We start from the raw sequence: 19,678 nt of genomic DNA, 5'->3' as shown, positions 1-19,678 counted from the left end.
GTCCAGCACATGACACCGGGGATGCCGGCCACCGGGATTGCCGGCCACCGAGATTGCTCGACACAGGGGCGCTCGGTGACGACTCACTCTGCCGATGCCCACGGCAGACGTGACTGACCACGCCGACGGCTTCACCAACAGCTTCACCAACAACAACGACCGCAAACGCGGCACTTGATGAATGTCCTGACTGGTCCTCGCACCTGAGCCATCTGTCCCAGCTGGCTGCGAGCCTCTTCCAAGTCTTTATCTGCGAACATTCGCATAAGGTTATGTAATGCACAGCCTTCTAGATTCCGCCGCCACCTACGGCACTGCCACCGGATCCTCCGTGTCTGACGCCCAGACCGACACCTGTGCGAGCTCACTGTCCAGCTCGCCGCGCGCCGCCTTATTCTCGCCTGCCAACATGGATGCCTGGCAGGCAGGCATGGACCGCATCAGCCAGCTGGTGGCTGAACAGCTCGACAGTGTCCAAAAGCCATTCAGTGGCATCACCCCGGAAGCCCTGCGCCCGGCCTTCGCCGACCTCGATCTCGAGACGCCCCTCGAGAACCTCGAGGCCGGTCTGGATGAGCTCAAGTCGCTCTACCTGAAAGATGCCGTCTATTTCCATCACCCGCGCTACATCGCGCACCTCAACTGTCCCGTCGTGCTGCCCGGCGTCTGGGCAGAGAGCCTGCTGGGCGCGATCAATTCCTCCCTCGATACCTGGGATCAGAGCGCCGGCGGCACCCTGATCGAGCAGCGCCTGATCGACTGGACCACCGAGCGCCTGGGCCTGGGCCCAACCGCCGATGGCATCTTCACCAGCGGCGGCACCCAATCCAACCTGATGGCACTGCTACTGGCGCGTGATGCGGTCTGCGAGAAGCTGCCCAACCACCCCGGCAACCAGACCCACGGCCTGCCGCCGGAAGCCGGACGCCTGCGCATCTTCGCCTCCGGCATCAGCCATTTCAGTCTGCAGAAGGCCTGTGCCCTGCTCGGCCTCGGCCACAATGCCGTCATCCCGGTCGCCGTGGATGAGCGCCGCCGCATGGACCCCGTGGCCCTGCGTGACGCCCTCGACAATGCCCGCGCCGAAGGCCTGATCCCTATGGCCGTGGTCGCCACTGCCGGTACCACCGACTTCGGCAGCATCGACCCGTTGCAGGCCATCGGCCGTGAATGCCACGCCCGTGGCATCTGGTTCCATGTCGATGGCGCCTACGGCGGCGGCCTGATCACCTCGCGTCGTCACGGTCACTGGCTCAAGGGCACCGAGATGGCGGACTCCGTCACCATCGATTACCACAAGACCTTCTTCCAGCCGGTCAGCTGCAGTGCCTGCGTGGTACGTGATCGCACCCAGCTGCGCCACGTCACCTACCACGCCGACTACCTCAACCCGGAGCTTCAGGCCCGCGAAGGCACGCCGGATCAGGTCAACAAGAGTCTGCAGACCACGCGTCGTTTCGACGCCCTGAAACTGTGGATGACACTGCGCCTGATGGGCGCCGATGCCCTCGGCGACATGCTCGATTGCGTGATCGACCTCACCCGCGAGGGCTACCAGCTGCTCGAGGCGGCGCCGGATATCGATGTCGTCCAGGCGCCGGAGCTCAGCACCCTGGTGTTCCGCTTCCATGACGCCAACGAAGAGACCCTCAGCGCCGAGCAGTGGGACGCCTTGAACCGCGAGATCCGCAAGCGCCTGTCACGCAGCGGTGAGGCCATCGTCGCCGCCACCAAGGTCTCGGGCCGTCAGTACCTGAAGTTCACTCTTCTGAATCCGGAAACGCGCCAGGAAGACCTAGCCGCCGTGGTCGAGTTGATCCGCCAGCACGGCCAGGCGCTGGTCAAGGCGCATCAGCTGGCCGTCAGCACCACCGCCCAACCGAACCATGGCGCACCACTGGCCGACATTCCGGCCGCCAGCCGTCGCAGTCACACCACAGAAGCCAAGGAAAGCCGTCATGCATGACACCTCGAACCCTCACGTCACAGACACTCTGGAAGCGCGCGATGATGTGCTGGATTTCGTTGCCATCGGCATCGGCCCCTTCAACCTCAGCCTTGCCTGCCTGAGCGAGCCGCTGGAAGACGTCCAGGGCGTCTTCCTCGAGCGCAAGGCCGCGTTCGACTGGCACCCGGGCATGCTGCTGGAAGATGCCAGCATGCAGACGCCCTTCATGGCGGACATGGTCTCGCTGGCCGACCCGACCAGCCACTTCAGCTTCCTCAACTATCTGAAGCTGCATGACAAGCTCTACAACTTCTACATCCGCGAAGACTTCTTCCTGCTGCGTCGTGAGTACAACCAGTACTGCCAGTGGGCGGCGCGCGAGCTGAGCTGCCTGCGCTTCGATCACGACGTCCAGGACATCCAGCATGTCGGCGACATCTATGTCGTGCGCGGCACTCGCCCCAGCACCGGCGAAGCCTTCGCCTATCGCGCACGCAAGCTGGTGCTGGGCACCGGCACCCAGCCCTACCTGCCGCAAGCCGCCGATGCCGTGCGTGACGTGGTGCCGGTCGCGGGCAGCCGCGTGTGCCACAACGCTCACTATCTGGCGCGCAAGGAGGAGCTGACCTCCCAGCCGGCCATCACCATCATCGGTTCCGGCCAGAGCGCCGCCGAGATCTATCTCGACCTGCTGCGCGAGATCGACCAGCACAGCTACCAGCTCAACTGGATCACGCGTTCGCCGCGCTTCTTCCCGCTGGAATACGGCAAGCTGACGCTGGAGATGACCTCGCCGGATTACATCGATTACTTCCACGCCCTGCCGCGTGAGCAGCGCAACACTCTGCTGGCGACCCAGAAGGGCCTCTACAAGGGCATCAATCTCGAGCTGATCGACGAGATCTACGACACCCTCTACGCCAAGCAGCTGCAAGGCGTGGTGCCCACCACCCTGATGACCAATACCGAACTGACCTCGCTGAACAAGCAAGAGACCGACGGCGACTTCACGCTGGGGCTCTATCAGCGCGAACAGCAGCAGGCCTGGCGTCATGACACCAGCGCCGTGGTGCTGGCCACAGGCTATCACTACGTGGCGCCGCCCTTCCTGCGCAGCATCGAGTCACGCATTCGTCGTGACGAGGAAGGCCGCTACGCCGTCGGTCGCTTCTACGCCGTCGACACGCAAAGCACCGCGGATGCCGACGGCAACGAAGGCGATCAATCACCGTTCGCCGGCGAGATCTTCGTCCAGAATGCCGAGCTGCATACCCACTCGCTGGCCGCGCCGGATCTGGGCATGGCCTGCTATCGCAACAGCTGCATCCTGCGCGCCATCACCGGTCGTGAGGTCTATACCATCGAGCGCCGCATCGCCTTCCAGAGCTTCGGCGCGCCCGGCTCTGAAAAGGGCTGTGGCAATGGCTTCACACCGCTGCCCGCTGCACACCTGCCCTACGGCGAGACGGATATTCACGCCGGCCCATCCTCTACCGTCAGCTCATCTACCGGCCCATCCTCTGCCGTCAGCTCTTCTGCCGGCACCGCCTCTGCCGACGCCGCCTCTGCCCCCCAGGCCGACACGACCCACACCGCTGCACCGCAACACCGGGAGACCACCGCATGAACATGCCAGTCGACATCACCAGCGCCGCAAGCGCCGAACAGTCCAGCAGCGCGGCAAGTTCTCACAGTGCAGCGACACCGTCACAACAGGTATTCGGGACGACATCGCTCGCCGCGCCCGCAACGCTCGATCTGCTCAGCCCGGCGCCGGGAACGCGCTTCACCCGACGCGCGGTGGAGCTGGAGCAAGCCCAGGCACGCCTGCGCAAGCCGCAGGATGACAGCACGAGCGAGCGTGCCGAATTCGCGCTGCGCCCGCTCGACCTTGCCGCCGACATGGCGATGGTGGATGAATGGACCAGCGGTGAACGCGCCAGCTTCTGGGGCATGAGTGATGACCTCATCACCACCAAGTACGACTTCTACCAGGGCCTGGAAGACAGCCAGCACGCCCAGGGCTGGGTCGGTTTCTACAATGACCAGCCGGCCTTTCTGGTCGAGCTCTATGACCCGGCGCACGACCCGCTCGGCAAGCATTACAGTGTGCAGCCCGGCGACTTCGGCATGCACTTCCTCGTCGCGCCGCGCAGCGAGGACCAGGCCCCCATCAGCGGCTTCTCGCGGGCGGTGATCGAATCGATCATGGCGATGATCTTCGCCGGCCAGTTCCGCGATGAGCATGCCGATGAAGGGAAAGATGCAGTCCGTCCCGTGACCCGTGTGGTGGTGGAGCCGGACAGCCGCAATCGCGCCATTCATCCGCTGAATGCCGCAGTGGGCTTCGTCGATCATGGCCCGCTGGATCTCGACGGCAAGCCGGCGCGCCTGTGCTTCTGCACCCCGCAGGACTTCCGCGCTGCCCTGGCCAGCCGCAGCCCGCGTCTGGACCGCGGCGTGACCGCCACCCCGGCCGCGGCCAGCCAGCATCTCACCGGCCCGGACTGGCAGCAGGCCAATCGCCTGCTGGTGCGCAAGGCGCTGGCCGAGTTCAGCCACGAGCGTCTGATCCACCCGCAATGCGCCGATGACTGCGGTACCCGCACCGCCTGCCAGAGCCATGACAATTGGCATCACTTCCGCTTGCCATTGGCAGCGCAGGTCAGCGACACGCAGCCGGTCAGCCGCCGCGCGGCGGAATATCGCTTCGTGGCGCGCCGTTTCCAGCTCGATCACTGGCTGATCGATGCCGCCTCCATCCAGCGCCTGGATGCCAACGGCAACGCCCTGCCGCTGGACGCGCGTGAGCTGATTCTGGAACTCAATGACGTGCTGGAGATTCCGCCGCGTCTGCTGCCGGTCTATCTCGAGGAGGTCAGCGCCACGCTCGCCTCCAGCGCCTGGAAGATGCAGCGCGCCGTGCGCGAGAATCAGTCCGCCCGCGTGCTGGCAGGTGCCTCCTTCCAGACCCTGGAATCGGCGATGAGCGAAGGGCACCCGTGCTTCGTCGCCAACAATGGCCGCATGGGCTTCGATGCGCTGGACTATCGCGCCTACGCGCCGGAAGCCGCGCAGCCGTTCTCGCTGGTGTGGATCGCCGTGCATCGCGACAACGCCCATTACTCGGCCGTGGATGGTCTCGATCCGCGCCGTCTGCTCGAGGAAGAGCTGGGTGAAGCCGAACTCGCCCGTCTGGAACAGCAGCTGACCGAGAAGGGCCTTGCGCCTTCCGACTACCTGATGATGCCGGTGCACCCGTGGCAGTGGAGCCACAAGCTGGCGATCACCTTCGCCGCCGAGATCGCCAGTCAGCACATCGTCTGTCTCGGCCTGGGGGAGGACCGCTATCAGGCGCAGCAGTCGATTCGCACGCTCTACAACCGCAATCAGCCGAACCGTCGCTATGTGAAGGTGGCGCTGTCGATCCTCAACATGGGCTTCATGCGCGGCCTGTCGCCCTATTACATGCGTGCCACTCCGGTCATCAATCAGTGGCTGCAGGGCCTGATCGATTCGGACCCGTCCTTCGAGAAGTGGGGCTTCCGCCTGCTGCGTGAAGTCGCGGCCATCGGCTATCGCGATGATGTGCTGGAAGACGCGGACCCGGCGGCCGTCGGCTATCGCAAGATGCTGGCCAGCCTGTGGCGCGAGAGCCCGGAAGACGTCAAGGACGAGGGCGAGCGCCTGATGACCATGGCCGCGCTGCTGCATGTCGACAACGATGAGAAGGCCTTGCTGCCGGCGCTGATCGAGCGCTCCGGCATCGGCGCCGAAGCGTGGATCGACAAGTGGCTGACGGCTTACATGACGCCGCTGCTGCACTGCTACTTCAAGCACGACCTGGTGTTCATGCCGCACGGCGAGAACCTGATCATGCGTCTGCGCGATGGCGTGCCATGTGGTGCGCTGATGAAGGACATCGCCGAGGAAGCGGCGCTGTTCGCCACCGAAGAGACGCGCGCACTCGAACTGCCGGCAGGGGTCGAGCGTCTGGTGGTCGAGGTGCCGGAACCGATCCGTATCCTGTCGCTGCTCACCGATGTCTTCGACTGCATCTTCCGCTTCGCGGTACCGCTGCTGGTGCGCGAGCAGGTGATGACGGAGGAGGCCTTCTGGTCGCGCGTCGCGGCCTGCATCCATGACTATCAGGATGCCCACCCGGAGATGGCCGACAAGTTCGCGCGTCATGATCTGTTCGCGCCGCGCTTCACGCTGTCGTGCCTCAACCGCCTGCAGCTGCGCAACAACCAGCAGATGGTCGATCTCACCGATCCGTCCGGCGCCCTGCAGCTCAAGGGCGAGCTGGATAACCCCATCGCGGCCTTCGCCCGCCGCTAGGCAGTGACGCTTGGCGATCACCAGGTCTCGATGACCTGGTGATCGCCATGACCCGTCAGCTACGACCCGTCAGCCAAGACCAGCTAACTACGACCAAGCAGCACCGGGACCGCCCTCGAGACATTCGGGGGCGGTCCTTGGCGTGTCTGATACACAATCATTGATAATGATTCGTAACAACAATACCATTACCCTCCCATCACGACAGACCTCATTGCGAGCCGTGGATGTCCTCTCACGCCAAGCCCCCAGTTCGGCCTCATCGCGACACGAATGAGCGAACGCCTGACGCACACGGGCCAGAAGCTGAAACGCCCGCTGAGCTGCAGGCTTGTGCTGCACAGCAATACCGCCACTCGCTGGACCAGCTGTTTGCCGAGCATCGTCACGAACTGACCGGCTTTCTGGTGCGCCAGCTGGGCTCGCATGAGCTGGCGGAAGACATCAGCCATGAGGTCTATCTGCGTCTGCGCCTGACCGGAGACTGGCCCGCCAACCCGCGCGCCTGGCTGTTTCGCATCGCTCGCAACCTGATCATCGACCATCACCGCCACCAGTCCCGCGCACCGGAATTCGAATCGGTGTCCGAGGGCGATGAGCGTGTGGCGGCCGCCCATCTGGACCCGGAGAGGAGCGTGGCGCGCCGCCAGAAGCTGCAGGTCGTCGATGCGGCACTCTCCGAGCTGGCGGGCCATTTTCGCCTCGCCCTGACCTGGTATCGCCTCGAGGGCCTGACCAAGCGCGAGATCGGCGAGCGACTCGGCGTGTCCGAGCGCATGGCAGGCCGCTACGTCACCCAGGCGCAGCAGCACTGCGAGATGCGGCTGGCCGCGGCGGGCTGTTATCGCAATGAAGTCAGCCGCGACTGTGCCGCCTGCCAGCAGGACACCGCGGATTCGCCGCCAGCCGTGCAGCGCACGTCAGCCGCGCCCGGCAAGGCGCGACGACGAAGCCGGCGTGATGACATCCCGACAGCAAGAGGCGATCAGCACTGATGGCCCCGCGGAGCACGGATGGGCGACCGTCTCCGCGTCATGTCGCCCAGAATGAATCGCCCCTAGCCTGACGCCCTAGCCTGACGCCCTGACCACGGATGACGATGCTTTCATGTTCACTCTCGACCACCTGCGCTTTGACCTCGGCGAGCGCTGCCTGCTCAAGACGCAGTCTCTCGATTTCGCCCCCGGCCAGGTGCATGGCCTGATTGGCCACAATGGCTCCGGCAAGTCGACACTGCTCAAGCTGCTGGCGCGTCAGAACACGCCGACCAGTGGCAAGCTGGCGCTGGACGATCGCCCGCTCTCGCAGTTCGGCAGTCGGGAATTCGCGCGGGCGGTGGCCTACCTGCCGCAGCATCTGCCGGCGGCCGAAGCGCTGACCGGCCGCGAGCTGGTCGCCTTCGGCCGTTATCCGTGGCACGGCCTGCTCGGTCGTCCCGGCCCCAAGGATGAAGAAGCCATCGAGCGCGCCATCGCGCTGACCCACACCGAAGCCTTCGCCGAGCAGCAGGTCGATACCCTTTCCGGTGGCGAACGTCAGCGCGTGTGGCTGGCCATGCTGCTGGCCCAGGGCAGTCGTTATCTACTGCTGGATGAACCGCTGGCGGCGCTGGATATCGCCCATCAGATCGAGGTGATGGAGCTGGTCTCGCACCTGAGCCACACCCTCGGGCTGGGCATCATCATCGTGCTGCACGACATCAATCTGGCGGCGCGTTACTGCGATCGCCTGGTGGCGCTGCACGGCGGCCAGGTGCTGGCTGAAGGCGCGCCCGACGCGATGATGAACCCCGCCACCCTCAAGGATATCTACGGCGTCGAAATGCAGGTGATCACCCCGCCGCAGAGCCAGCAGCAGATCGCGGTGCCGCTATGAAGTGGCTGTTGGCACTGATCAGTCTGAGCCTGCTGGTGGTGGGCCCCGCCAGCGCTGCCGCAACGGAGGAGGCACTGGCAGACGAGGCTGCGGCGGCCGTGGCTGCGATGAAACAGACAGCGATGACCGAGACAGCCCAGCCACCGGCCGGCTTCGTCGATCGCCCCATCGTGGCACTGGACTGGACCCTGGCCGAGACCCTGACCGGACTCGGAGTGCGCGCCATGGGCGTGGGCCAGGTCGCCACCTACGCAAGCTGGGTGGATCAACCGGCGCTGCCGCAGGGCACGCGGGATCTCGGCCTGCGCACCCAGCCGAACCTGGAGCAGCTGGCCGCTCTCGCCCCCGCCGACATCCTGATCAGCCCGATGCTGTCCAGCCTCGCGCCGCGCCTGTCGGACATTGCGCCGGTCACCAGCATCGCCATCTATACCCCGGACGCCGACACCTGGCAGACACTGGTCAAGGCGACCCGCCAGCTGGGCAAGCTGACGCAGCGCGAGCCCCAGGCCGAACAGCTGATTCGCCTGAGCACCGCTCGCCTTGCCGGTTACAACGCCGCGCTGCGCCAGCAGGCGGCACGCAAGGGCCAATCGCCCCTGCCGCTGTTGATGGTGCAATTCATGGATGACCGCCATGTGCGCATCTTCGGCGACAACAGCCTGTTCCAGGCCGTGATCGAGCGCATGGGCATCGACAACGCCTGGCAAGGGGACACCAACGCCTGGGGCTTCGCCACCGTCAGCCTCGAGAAGCTGGTGACGCTGAAGGGCCGCATGGTGGTGGTGGAGCCGCTGCCGCCCGGCGGACACCAGACACTGGCACATAACGGTCTGTGGCAGGCCATGCCCGGCGTGCGCGAGAACAGCCAGGCCTCGGCGCCGCTGTTCCTGCCGCCGGTCTGGAGCTTCGGCGCCCTGCCCTCGGCCAATCGTTTCGCCGCACTGCTCGCCAGCCATCTGATAGATGATGAGGCGACACTTGAGGGGGAGACCACCGATGGCAACCACTGAGCAGGCCATGAGCACCCGCCCCGCATCAGGCCGTCGCCCGCTGCACCTCACGCCGGGCCGGGCCTGCAGCCTGTTGGCCCTGTCCCTTGTGGTGCTGGGCAGCTTCGCGCTCAACCGTGAAGGCCTGAGCCTGACGCAGGGCCTGACCGCACTGTGGGCCTCGCCCGACTTCAGCGCTGCGGCCAGTCTCGGCCAGGCAGACAGCGCGCTGCTCTCCGCGCAGCTGGTGGCGCATGTCAGCTGGTGGCCGCGTCTGGTCTGCGCTCTGCTGGCCGGTGGCGCGCTGGGCATGGCCGGCGTGCTGATGCAGCAGGTGCTGCGCAATCCACTGGCCGCGCCCACCACCCTCGGCGTCGCCAGTGGCGCGAGTCTGGCGATGATGCTGGCGACGCTGTTCGCCCCGGCACTGATGGCCGGCACGGGTCTTGGAGGAGACGGCTTCCAGCTGGGCCGTGAATGGGTCGCGCTGGCCGGCGGCCTGGCCGCCATGGGGCTGGTGTTCGCGCTGGCCTGGGCGCGTGGCATGTCGCCAACCGTGGTGGTGCTGGCAGGGCTGGTGGTCAATCTCTACATCGGCGCGCTGGGCATGGTGCTGTTGCTGTTCAATCAGGAGGCCCTGCACGGCACCCTGGTATGGGGCGCAGGTTCGCTGGCCCAGAACAGCTGGGATGGCGTGATCACGCTGCTCACCCGTCTACTGCCGGGCATGTTGCTGGCGCTGGTGCTGATGCGCCCGCTGGCAGTGCTGGACCTCGACGAGGCCAACGCCAGAAGCCTGGGCGTCTCACTGCGCAGGCTGCGCCTGATGAGTCTGGGACTGGCGGTATTTCTGAGCGCCTGCGTGGTCAGCGTGCTGGGCATCATCGGCTTCATCGGCCTGGCTGCGCCGGCCTGCGTGCGTCTGATGGGCGCGCGCCGCCTGGGCCAGCGCCTGCTGTGGGCACCATTGTTCGGGGCGCTGCTGCTGGCGGTGACGGACCAGGTGGTCGCCAGTCTCGATGGCCTGCTGCCCAACCTGATTCCGACCGGCGCGATGACGGCGGCCCTCGGCGCGCCGCTGCTGCTGTGGCTGATTCCGCGCCTCAAGCTGGCCCAGGGGGCTGGCCCCGCCAGTCATCACGGCATGTCACTGACGCATCGTCATCCCCGCCCCGACCGCCTGATCGGCTGGCTGCTGGCCGGGGTCTGCGTGGCCCTGATGCTGGCACTACTGGTCGGCAATGGCGCCGATGGCTGGACCCTGGGCAGTGACATGCTCCAACAGTTGCTGGCCGGCCAGACCAGCGTGCTGGACTTCCGCCTGCCACGGGTACTGGCAGCGGCAGGCGCCGGCGTACTGCTGGCCCTGGCCGGTACCCTGTTGCAGCGCCTGACCAGCAACCCGATGGCCAGCCCCGAGATTCTCGGCATCAGCGGCGGCACCGCCATCGCCCTGATGCTGACGCTGCTGCTGGTCCCGTCACCGGGGCAACTGACCCTGCTGGGCGCAGGCATCTGCGGGGCGCTGGCCTGTCTGGCGCTGCTGGTGGTGCTCAATCATCGCAGTGGCTTCATTCCCGAACGCGTGCTGCTGTGCGGGGTGGCGATCACGGCGCTCTACGATGCGGTGCGCGGCATCATCCTCGCCGATGGTGACCCGCGCGGTCAGCAGATTCTGGCCTGGCTGTCCGGCTCCACCTATTACGTGGGCCTCTCCGCGGCGGTCGGCGTGCTCGCGCTGGCGATCATCGCGGTTCTGCTGGTGCGTCCGCTGGCGCGCTGGCTGGATATCCTGCCACTGGGCATGGCGAGCGCCAGTGCGCTGGGCATCGGCGTGACCCGCGCCCGCCTGGTGCTGCTGGGTGCAGTGGCGGTGCTGACCGCGCTGGCAACCCTGATCGTCGGTCCGCTGTCCTTCGTCGGCCTGCTGGCCCCGCATCTGGCACGCCTGCTGGGCCTGAGCCGCGCCCGCGAGCACATGCTCGGCGCGGTGCTGTGCGGCGCGCTGTTGATGGTGCTGGCCGACTGGCTGGGCCGCCAGCTGCTGTCGCCCTACGAGATTCCCGCCGGCCTGATGGCCTCGCTGATCGGCGGCAGCTACTTCCTGTGGAGCCTGCGCAGAAGCTGACGCGCATACGCACACGCATAAACGACGAAGCCCGCCACCGATAGGTCGCGGGCTTCGTCGTTTGTGGAGTCTGTGGAGTTCATGAACAGAGTGAGCTGGCGGACGCAGCCCGGGCTCAGTTGCCGAACACCACCGTGCGCTTGTCATGCAGGAAGACACGACGCTCGAGGTGATAACGCACACCTCGCGACAGCGTCAGGCACTCGATATCACGGCCCTTGGCGATCAGGTCTTCGGGATAGTGGGCGTGATCCACCGTCTCGACGCCCTGGGTGATGATCGGCCCTTCATCGAGATCATCATTGATGTAGTGCGCGGTGGCGCCGACCAGCTTGACGCCCTTCTCGTAGGCCTGGTGATAGGGGCGCGCGCCCTTGAAGCCCGGCAGCAGCGAGTGGTGGATGTTGATCGCACGCCCCGAGAGCTTCTCGCACATGTCGCTCGACAGCACCTGCATGTAGCGCGCCAGAATCACCAGCTCAGCCCCGGTGTCCTGCACGATCTGCCATACCTGGGCTTCCTGCTCGGCCTTGGTCTCGGCGGTGATCGGCAGGTGGTGATACGGCAGGCCATGCCACTCGGCCAGCGGTGCCATGTCCGGATGGTTGGAGATGACGGCGGTGATATCCATCGGCAGCTGGCCGATGCGATGGCGATAGAGCAGGTCGTTCAGGCAGTGGTCCGAGCGCGAGACCATGATGACCACCTTCATGCGCTCATCCGGCGCACTCAGGCTGACGTCCATCTCGAAGTCGGCGGCACGCGTGCCCAGGCCCTGCTCGAAACTCGCGGCATCGAAGCCGTCATCGAGGGCACCGGCCTCGGTCTGCGGACGAAATTCGGCCCGGATGAAGAAGCGCCCCGACAGGCGGTCATCGAAGGAATTGAGCTCGGTGATATAGCAGCCCTGCTCGCGCAGGTAGCGTGTCACGACGTCCACCGTGCCGATGCGGCTGGGACATTGGGCGGTCAGAATCCAGGTATCACGCATACGTAGGTGCCTGTCATGTAAGGATTATCTATTGTTGGAAGCAGCAACGTCAGGGTTGCATCCGAGGCCCTGCGCGACAAACCAATATTATTGAGGCGGGCTTCAGTATTTCTGAAGCCCGCCTCCTGGCCCGGGCAAGGCCCCTGGCAGTTGATTCAGGTCATTGCGTGCGCCTGCGACAGACCTCTCTCCAGACGCAGACCTCAGGCCTCAGGCCTCAGGCCTCAGGCCTCAGATATCAGGCCTTGATGCAGACCCCGAATTCCTCGCTGGCATCCAGCAGCCAGCGGCCGAGGTAATCGGCGAAGCTTCTGCGCACCACCAGCTCGAATTCGCTCTCGCTGACGCGGCGCAGCACCAGTGTCGCCTTGGCGAACACCGCCGGCACGCCACGTCCGACCGGGAAGGCACGCGGGTGCACATCGGTGGGCGTCGACTTCATCAGCACCTGACGCGCCTGGTCGCCACTCAGCGAGATGACGGTCTGACCACCGCTGACGTTGACCACCTGATAGCGGCCGGCCAACGCCTCATGCAGCGCCTTCTCGACAGTGAAGGCTTCCTCGCCGGGTACCAGGATCAGCCACTCATCCGGTGACAGCCACTGGATCGAGCGACCGCCCTCGTTCTGATGGAGGGTCGCCGGCGTCAACGGCAGCGCCAGACCCAGCGCCGCCTCGACACCCTCGGCGAAGCCCGGCTGCGCGGGGTCACCGCGCAGCGTCAGGTGACCGAGAAACGCCTTCTCCTGCAGCACGACGCCGGCATCGCCGTCATCGCGGGCCGTGAACAGATGCGCCAGCGGCGAACGGGCGCACTGAGCGTGGACCTCGGGCGTCGGGCGCTGGTCGATCACCGACGTCTGAGAACTTGTCATGTCCTGCGGCTGCGCATCGACGGCGGCACCCGCTTGCGGGTCGAGTGTGGTGGCATCAGACATGCTGGCGCTCCCCTTTCTTGTCGTAGAACACCGGTGAGGTGATTTCGGCTTCCAGCGTCGTACCATCGGCCTGCGGCAGGAACACCGTCTCGCCGATGCGCTTGGCACCGCCCTTGACCACCGCCAGCGCGAAGCCATGTCCCAGCGTCGGGCTGTAGTAGCTGGAGGTCACGTGGCCGACCATCGGCATCGGGATGGCGTGCTCGGGGTCGAAGACGATCTGCGAGCCTTCCGGCAGCACGATGCGCTCATCGCCGGCCTTCTTGCGCGTCGGAATCAGGCCGACCATCTGCTTGCGGTCATCGCGGCGGGTATCCGGACGCGACAGCGCACGCTTGCCGATCCAGGAATACGGCTTGTTGTAGCCGACGCACCACTGCATGCCGAGATCTTCCGGGGTGATCGAGCCATCGGTGTCCTGACCGACGATGATGAAGCCCTTCTCGGCGCGCAGCACGTGCATGGTCTCGGTGCCGTAGGGCGTGAGGCCGTACTTCTTGCCGCACTCGAACAAACGCTTCCAGACATGCAGCCCGTAGTTGGCCGGCACGTTGAGCTCGTAGGACAGCTCGCCGGTGAAGGAGATGCGGAAGATGCGCCCGGGAATGTCGGCAATCAGACCTTCACGCACTTCCATGAAATTGAAGCTGTCACGGTCAAGGTCGATATCGGTCAGCTCGCCGACCAGCGCACGCGCCTCGGGGCCGGTGACCGTCAGGGTCGCCCAGTGATCGGTGACGCTGGTCATCTGCACGTCCAGTTCCGGCCATTCGGTCTGGTGCCACAGCTCCAGCCATTCCAGGATCGAGGCCGCGCCACCGGTGGTGGTGGTCATCAGGAAGTGGTCTTCGGCCAGACAGGTGGTGACACCGTCGTCCATCACCATGCCGTCGTCGTGACACATCAGGCCGTAGCGCGCCTTGCCGACGCCCAGCTTGGCCCAGGCGTTGGTGTAGATGCGGTTGAGGAACTCACGCGCATCGCGACCGGTGATGTCGATCTTGCCCAGGGTCGAGGCATCCAGCACGCCGACCTTCTCGCGCACCGCCAGACACTCGCGCTCGACCGCGGCATGCATGTCCTCACTGCCCTGCGGGTAGTACCAGGGGCGCTTCCACTGGCCGACATCCTCGAACTTGGCGCCCTGCGCTACGTGCCATTCGTGCATCGCGGTGTAGCGGATCGGGTCGAACAGCTCGCCGCAGTGACGGCCGACAATGGCGCCGAAGGTCACCGGCGTGTAGTTGGGGCGGAACACGGTGGTACCGGTGTCGGGGATGGTCTGCCCCAGACAGCGCGCGGCGACCGCCATGCCATTGATGTTGCCCAGCTTGCCCTGGTCGGTGCCGAAGCCCATCGCGGTGTAGCGCTTGACGTGCTCGATGGACTCGAAGCCTTCGCGGGTAGCGAGCTCGATACCGGCGGCGGTGACGTCGTTCTGCAGATCGACGAACTGCTTGGGCGCGCGAGCGGTGGGCTTGTCATGCGGCACCTGATAGAGCGGTAGCATCGGCGCTTCTGTCAGCTCGGAGACCGCAGGCACCTCGGCCTGGGCAGTCTCGAACTCGCAGGCTTCCACCGCGGCGACACCGCTGGCATAGGCCGCGACCAGCACATCTTCCAGCGCGAAGCTGCCATTGGCGGCGCCGCAGGCATCGAAGCCCTTGAGCATCGGTGCGCCCAGCGCGGGCAGGAAGCCGTGGATCTCGTCGCTCCATACCGGACGTGCGCCGGTGTGCGCTGCCAGGTGAACCACCGGGCTGTAGCCGCCGGAGCTTGCGATGGTGTCGCAGGCGAACTCTTCCACTGCCCCCGTCACGCTGAAGGCATCGATATCGATGGCCGAGATGCGCGCGCCTGTCACGCGGCGCTCGCCCTTGGCCTCGATCACGGCGGCGCCGGCGATGATGCGGATGCCCGCAGCGCGCGCCGCCTCGACCATCACGCCGGAGGGCGCCGGACGCGCATCGGCGATCGCGACCACTTCACGACCGGCTGCCGCCCAGGCAAGTGCCGCGCGATAGGCGTGGTCGTTGTTGACCGACAGCACCAGCTTGTTACCGGCGGCGACGCCGTAACGGGTCAGATAGGTGGTGACGGCACCGGCCAGCAGGTTGCCCGGCACATCGTTGTGGCTGTAGACCAGTGGCCGCTCGTGGGCGCCGGTGGCCATGATGACGCGATGGGCGCGCACGCGGTGCAGGCGGGAACGTGCCTGCTGGGCGCCACGGGCATTCAAGGGCGCGAGATCGGCCTGATGCTCGGTACGGCGCTCGTGCAGGGTCACGAAGTTGTGATCGTGGTAGCCATTGGCGGTAGTGCGCGGCAGCAGCTGCACATCCTCGCAGGCTTCGAGTTCCGCAAGCACCGCGTCACGCCATTCGATGGCAGGCTGGCCGTCCAGGGTCTGATCGAGACAGTCCGCCGACATGGAGAGCAGTGAGCCACCCAGCTCTTCCTGCTCGTCACACAGGATGACGCGCGCGCCGCTGCGGGCTGCGACCAGCGCCGCCATCAGGCCCGCCGGGCCGGAGCCGATCACCAGCACATCGGTGTGCTGATGCAGGTGATCATAGATGTCCGGGTCCTCCTCGAGCGGAGAACGCCCGAGACCGGCGGCCTTGCGGATGTACTTCTCGTAGGTCATCCACAGCGAGGCCGGCGCCATGAAGGTCTTGTAGTAGAAGCCCGGCGGCATGAACTTGCCGCCCAGCTTGCCGACCTGCGGCAGGAAGCGGCTCATCAGGTCCTTCTGGGCCTTGACCCAGCCGCTGACGGCGTGGGCTTCCAGGCCGTCGTAAAGCGCCTGCTGGGTGGCACGCACGTTGGGCACCTGGCCCGCTTCGGTGCTGCCCAGCTGCAGGATGGCGTTGGGCTCTTCGGCACCGGCGGCGACCAGGCCGCGCGGACGCGCATACTTGAAGCTGGCGTTGAGCACGTCGAGGCCGTTGGCCATCAGTGCCGAGGCGAGGGTATCGCCTGCCAGGCCCTGATAGCGCTTGCCATTGAAGGTGAAGGTCAGCGGCGTGGCGCGGTCGATGCGTCCACCCGAGGCGAGACGGCGCGGGGCAGCGGCGGTCTGGTTGTCTTGCTGGCTCATGCGCTCACCCCCTTGGCTTGCGTGGTCGGATCGGCTTTCGTCTCACCGGTGATGGTGGGCTGCTCGCCCATGCGATAGGTCTCGAGAATCTCGTAGGTCACGGTGTGGCGGGTGATGTTGAAATACTTGCGACAGCCCACGGCGTGAATCCACAGCTCGTGGTGGACGCCACGCGGGTTGTTGCGGAAGAACAGATAATCCCCCCACTCGGCATCGGAGCAGGCTTCGGGGTCCTTCGGGCGCTCGATATGCGCCTGGCCCTTGACGTGGAATTCCTCTTCCTCGCGCAGCTCGCCGCAGTAGGGACAGAAGATATGCATCATGGTCGGTCGTCTCCTGACGGCAGGTTCAGTGCGCGACGCCAGCGGCGCCGTGTTCGTCGATCAGCTTGCCCGTATTGAAACGGTCATAGGAGAAGGGTTCTGCCAGCGGATGGGTGCGCCCCTTGGCCAGTGTCCAGGCAAAGACGTTGCCGGACCCCGGTGTGGCCTTGAAGCCACCGGTACCCCAACCGCAGTTGAAATAGAGCCCCTTCACGGGCGTCTTGGAAATGATCGGGCAGGCGTCCGGACAGGTGTCGACGATGCCGCCCCACTGACGGTTCATGCGTACCCGCGAGAAGATCGGGAACATCTCGACGATGGCCTGCAGGGTGTGCTCGATGGTCGGGTAGCTGCCACGCTGGCCGTAGCCCACGTAGCCGTCGATGCCGGCACCGATGACCAGGTCGCCCTTGTCCGACTGGCTGACATAACCGTGGACGTGGTTGGACATCACCACGGTGTCGAGAATCGGCTTGAGCGGTTCGGAGACCAGCGCCTGCAGCGGGTGGGATTCCAGCGGCAGACGGAAGCCGGCCTTCTCGGCCATCACGCCGGAGTTGCCGGCGGTGACCACGCCGACACGCTTGGCACCGATGAAGCCGCGCGAGGTTTCCACCCCGACGATGGCGCCATCCTGCTTGCGGAAGCCGGTGACCTCGGTCTGCTGGATCAGGTCGACGCCGAGGCTGTCGGCGCCGCGCGCGAAGCCCCAGGCCACGGCGTCGTGACGTGCCACGCCACCGCGCGGCTGCCAGGAGGCACCGAGAATCGGATAGCGTGCGCGGCTCGAGCAATCCATCGCCGGCACCAGCTCCTGCACCTGCTGGGCGTCCAACACCTCGCCATCGATGCCCTGCAGACGGTTGGCATTCACGCGGCGCTGGATGTCGCGCATGTCCTGCAGGGTATGGCCCAGGTTGAGCACGCCACGCTGGGAGAACATCACGTTGTAGTTGAGATCCTGGGACAGGCCTTCCCACAGCTTCATGGAGTGCTCGTAGAGCGCCGCCGCCTCATCCCACAGATAGTTGGAGCGCACCAGGGTAGTGTTGCGCGCGGTATTGCCGCCGCCCAACCAGCCCTTCTCGATCACCGCGACATTGGTGATGCCGTGCTCCTTGGCCAGATAGTAGGCCGTGGCCAGACCATGCCCGCCGCCACCGACGATGACGACGTCGTATTCCTTCTTGGGTTCTGGGCTACGCCAGACCTTCTGCCAGTTCTCATGGTGGCTGAGCGCATGCTTGACCAGCCCGAATCCCGAGTAACGCTGCATTTGCCACCCTCCTCACATCTTTGCCACCGCAAGCGCTGTCCGGTGCTCTCGCCCGAGTGATGTCTGTTGTTGTCACCCGAGTGATGTCTCTGCGCTTGCGGCATGTGTCGTTGTTATCGTTGTCTCTCGCCAGCGCCTTGTTCAGGCAAGCGCAGCGGGGTCGGTCACGCTGTTCGATGCGTAGACAGGGAAGCGTGCACAGACTTCCTCGACCTTGCCGCGCACCTCGGCTTCCACCTTGGCGCTCTCGCCGGTGGACAGCGCGTCGAGCAGATCACAGATCCAGCCGGCCAGTGCCTCGCATTCCGCCTCGCCGAAGCCGCGCGTGGTGGCGGCCGGAGTGCCGATGCGCAGCCCGGATGTCACGAAGGGGCTCTGCGGGTCATTCGGCACGCTGTTCTTGTTGACGGTGATATGGGCGCGGCCCAGTGAGGCATCCGCGTCCTTGCCGGTCACGCCCTGGCGGATCAGCGAGACGAGGAACAGGTGGTCATCGGTGCCGCCGGAGACCACGTCATAGCCGCGCGCCATGAAGACCTCGGCCATCACGCGGGCATTGGCGATCACGCGGGCCTGATAGCTGACGAAGTCCTGGCTCATCGCTTCCTTGAAGGCCGCGGCCTTGGCGGCGATGACGTGCATCAGCGGGCCGCCCTGCTGGCCGGGGAAGACGGCGCCATTGAGCTTCTTGTGCAGCGCTTCATCACCGGTGGCGGAGAGAATCAGGCCACCGCGCGGGCCGCGCAGCGTCTTGTGGGTGGTGGTGGTGACGACATGGGCGTAGGGCAGCGGGCTCGGGTAGTGACCCGCCGCGACCAGACCGGCCACGTGGGCCATGTCGACCATCAGCCAGGCGCCGATCTCGTCGGCGATATCGCGGAAGCGACGCCAGTTGACCACGCGCGAGTAGGCGGAGAAGCCGGCGATGATCATCTTCGGCTTGTGCTCGCGCGCCAGACGCTCCATCTCCTCGTAGTCCAGCTCGCCGCTTTCGGTCAGGCCGTACTGGATGGCGTTGTAGTGCTTGCCGGAGAAGTTGGGTGCCGCGCCGTGGGTCAGGTGACCGCCATGCGCCAGGCTCATGCCGAGGATGGTGTCGCCCGGCGAGACGAGTGCCATGAACACGGCCGCGTTGGCCTGGGCGCCGGAGTGCGGCTGCACGTTGGCGTAGTCACAGCCGAACAGCGCACAGGCGCGCTCGATGGCCAGTGTCTCGACCTTGTCGACGAATTCGCAGCCGCCGTAGTAGCGCTTGCCCGGATAGCCTTCGGCGTACTTGTTGGTCAGCTGGCTGCCCTGAGCCTCCATCACCAGCGGGCTTGCATAGTTCTCGGAGGCGATCAGCTCGATATGCGCTTCCTGACGCGCTGTCTCTTCGAGGATGGCCTCGGCCAGTGCAGGGTCGAGTCTGGCCAGTCGGTCATCACGGGTGTAGCCATGTTGCTGAGACATTGCGCGCCTCCGGTAAGCGGATCGTTGTTGTTGGAATGGTTCGATGAAGGGTGATCAGTGATCGTCTGTTCGCTCAAATCCTGTCGAGTCAGCCGGCGCCAAGGCCTTGAGTGGCTGTCTTGACCCGATACTAGCCCTGCCCCCCTGCGGCAAACTGCTTGTCAGCGTCACCCCGCAGCGCGAATGCGACATCGGCAGGCAAAAGCGACATCCGATGGCCCGCACAGAGCTGCTGCGAATAGTGCCTGCCCGCCACTGGCGCTACACCGAAGCCCCTGCGGGCAGGTATGCTAGACACCGATATCGTGCGAT

Annotated in this window: 13 protein-coding genes; 7 read left to right on the top strand and 6 right to left on the bottom strand. The window is 65.7% G+C overall.

The features are described from left to right. Positions 1-277: 277 nt before the first annotated feature. From AOG28_RS03660 to fhuB, 7 genes are all read left to right on the top strand, one after another. On the top strand, positions 278-1,966 hold the full coding sequence (locus AOG28_RS03660; protein WP_082388207.1) for a pyridoxal phosphate-dependent decarboxylase family protein: 1,689 nt from the start codon (positions 278-280) through the stop codon (positions 1,964-1,966). After that, positions 1,959-3,575, top strand: a complete 1,617-nt coding sequence (locus AOG28_RS03655; protein ID WP_152965321.1) for a SidA/IucD/PvdA family monooxygenase — start codon at positions 1,959-1,961, stop codon at positions 3,573-3,575. The genes AOG28_RS03660 and AOG28_RS03655 overlap by 8 nt, the downstream gene beginning before the upstream one ends. Continuing rightward, on the top strand, positions 3,572-6,289 hold the full coding sequence (locus AOG28_RS03650) for a GNAT family N-acetyltransferase (protein ID WP_200906724.1): 2,718 nt from the start codon (positions 3,572-3,574) through the stop codon (positions 6,287-6,289). The genes AOG28_RS03655 and AOG28_RS03650 overlap by 4 nt, the downstream gene beginning before the upstream one ends. A gap of 227 nt (positions 6,290-6,516) precedes the next feature. Then, positions 6,517-7,284 carry an RNA polymerase sigma factor gene (locus tag AOG28_RS17595; protein WP_082388206.1) on the top strand — a complete coding sequence of 256 codons (768 nt, stop codon included), beginning with the start codon at positions 6,517-6,519 and terminating at the stop codon, positions 7,282-7,284. A 112-nt stretch (positions 7,285-7,396) separates the two neighbouring features. After that, positions 7,397-8,164: an ABC transporter ATP-binding protein gene (locus AOG28_RS03640; RefSeq protein WP_054555344.1), complete on the top strand. Its 768-nt coding sequence runs from the start codon at positions 7,397-7,399 to the stop codon at positions 8,162-8,164. An 8-nt stretch (positions 8,165-8,172) separates the two neighbouring features. Next, positions 8,173-9,177, top strand: coding sequence for an ABC transporter substrate-binding protein (locus tag AOG28_RS03635; protein WP_235506933.1), 1,005 nt, complete (start codon positions 8,173-8,175; stop codon positions 9,175-9,177). Continuing rightward, on the top strand, positions 9,164-11,284 hold the full coding sequence (gene fhuB, locus AOG28_RS03630; RefSeq protein WP_235506932.1) for a Fe(3+)-hydroxamate ABC transporter permease FhuB: 2,121 nt from the start codon (positions 9,164-9,166) through the stop codon (positions 11,282-11,284). The genes AOG28_RS03635 and fhuB overlap by 14 nt, the downstream gene beginning before the upstream one ends. Positions 11,285-11,399: 115 nt before the next feature. On the opposite strand, the gene purU is transcribed toward fhuB, so the two are convergent. The 6 genes from purU to glyA form a co-directional block, all read right to left on the bottom strand. After that, positions 11,400-12,275 (bottom strand): formyltetrahydrofolate deformylase, encoded by an 876-nt coding sequence (gene purU / locus AOG28_RS03625; RefSeq protein ID WP_054555342.1) that lies wholly within the window; start codon positions 12,273-12,275, stop codon positions 11,400-11,402. A 238-nt stretch (positions 12,276-12,513) separates the two neighbouring features. Beyond that, positions 12,514-13,215 (bottom strand): sarcosine oxidase subunit gamma, encoded by a 702-nt coding sequence (locus tag AOG28_RS03620; protein ID WP_235506931.1) that lies wholly within the window; start codon positions 13,213-13,215, stop codon positions 12,514-12,516. Continuing rightward, positions 13,208-16,315, bottom strand: a complete 3,108-nt coding sequence (locus AOG28_RS03615) for a sarcosine oxidase subunit alpha family protein (RefSeq protein ID WP_054555341.1) — start codon at positions 16,313-16,315, stop codon at positions 13,208-13,210. The genes AOG28_RS03620 and AOG28_RS03615 overlap by 8 nt, the downstream gene beginning before the upstream one ends. After that, the gene (locus AOG28_RS03610; protein ID WP_043333138.1) at positions 16,312-16,638 is read right to left on the bottom strand and encodes a sarcosine oxidase subunit delta; all 327 of its coding nucleotides are present in this window, start codon (positions 16,636-16,638) and stop codon (positions 16,312-16,314) included. Before AOG28_RS03610 ends, AOG28_RS03615 begins: the two co-directional genes overlap by 4 nt. Before the next feature lie 25 nt (positions 16,639-16,663). Next, entirely contained in the window at positions 16,664-17,914 is a 1,251-nt protein-coding gene (locus AOG28_RS03605) for a sarcosine oxidase subunit beta family protein (RefSeq protein WP_043333139.1), read from the bottom strand. Between the two features lie 141 nt (positions 17,915-18,055). Beyond that, a complete protein-coding gene (gene glyA, locus AOG28_RS03600; protein ID WP_043333140.1) occupies positions 18,056-19,366 on the bottom strand; it encodes a serine hydroxymethyltransferase in 1,311 nt (436 codons plus the stop codon). Positions 19,367-19,678 lie beyond the last annotated feature (312 nt).

The organism is Cobetia sp. UCD-24C (assembly GCF_001306765.1).
Lineage (GTDB): Bacteria > Pseudomonadota > Gammaproteobacteria > Pseudomonadales > Halomonadaceae > Cobetia > Cobetia amphilecti.
Note: the sequence above shows the minus strand (reverse complement) of the source record. Positions and strands in the feature narration are given on the sequence as shown.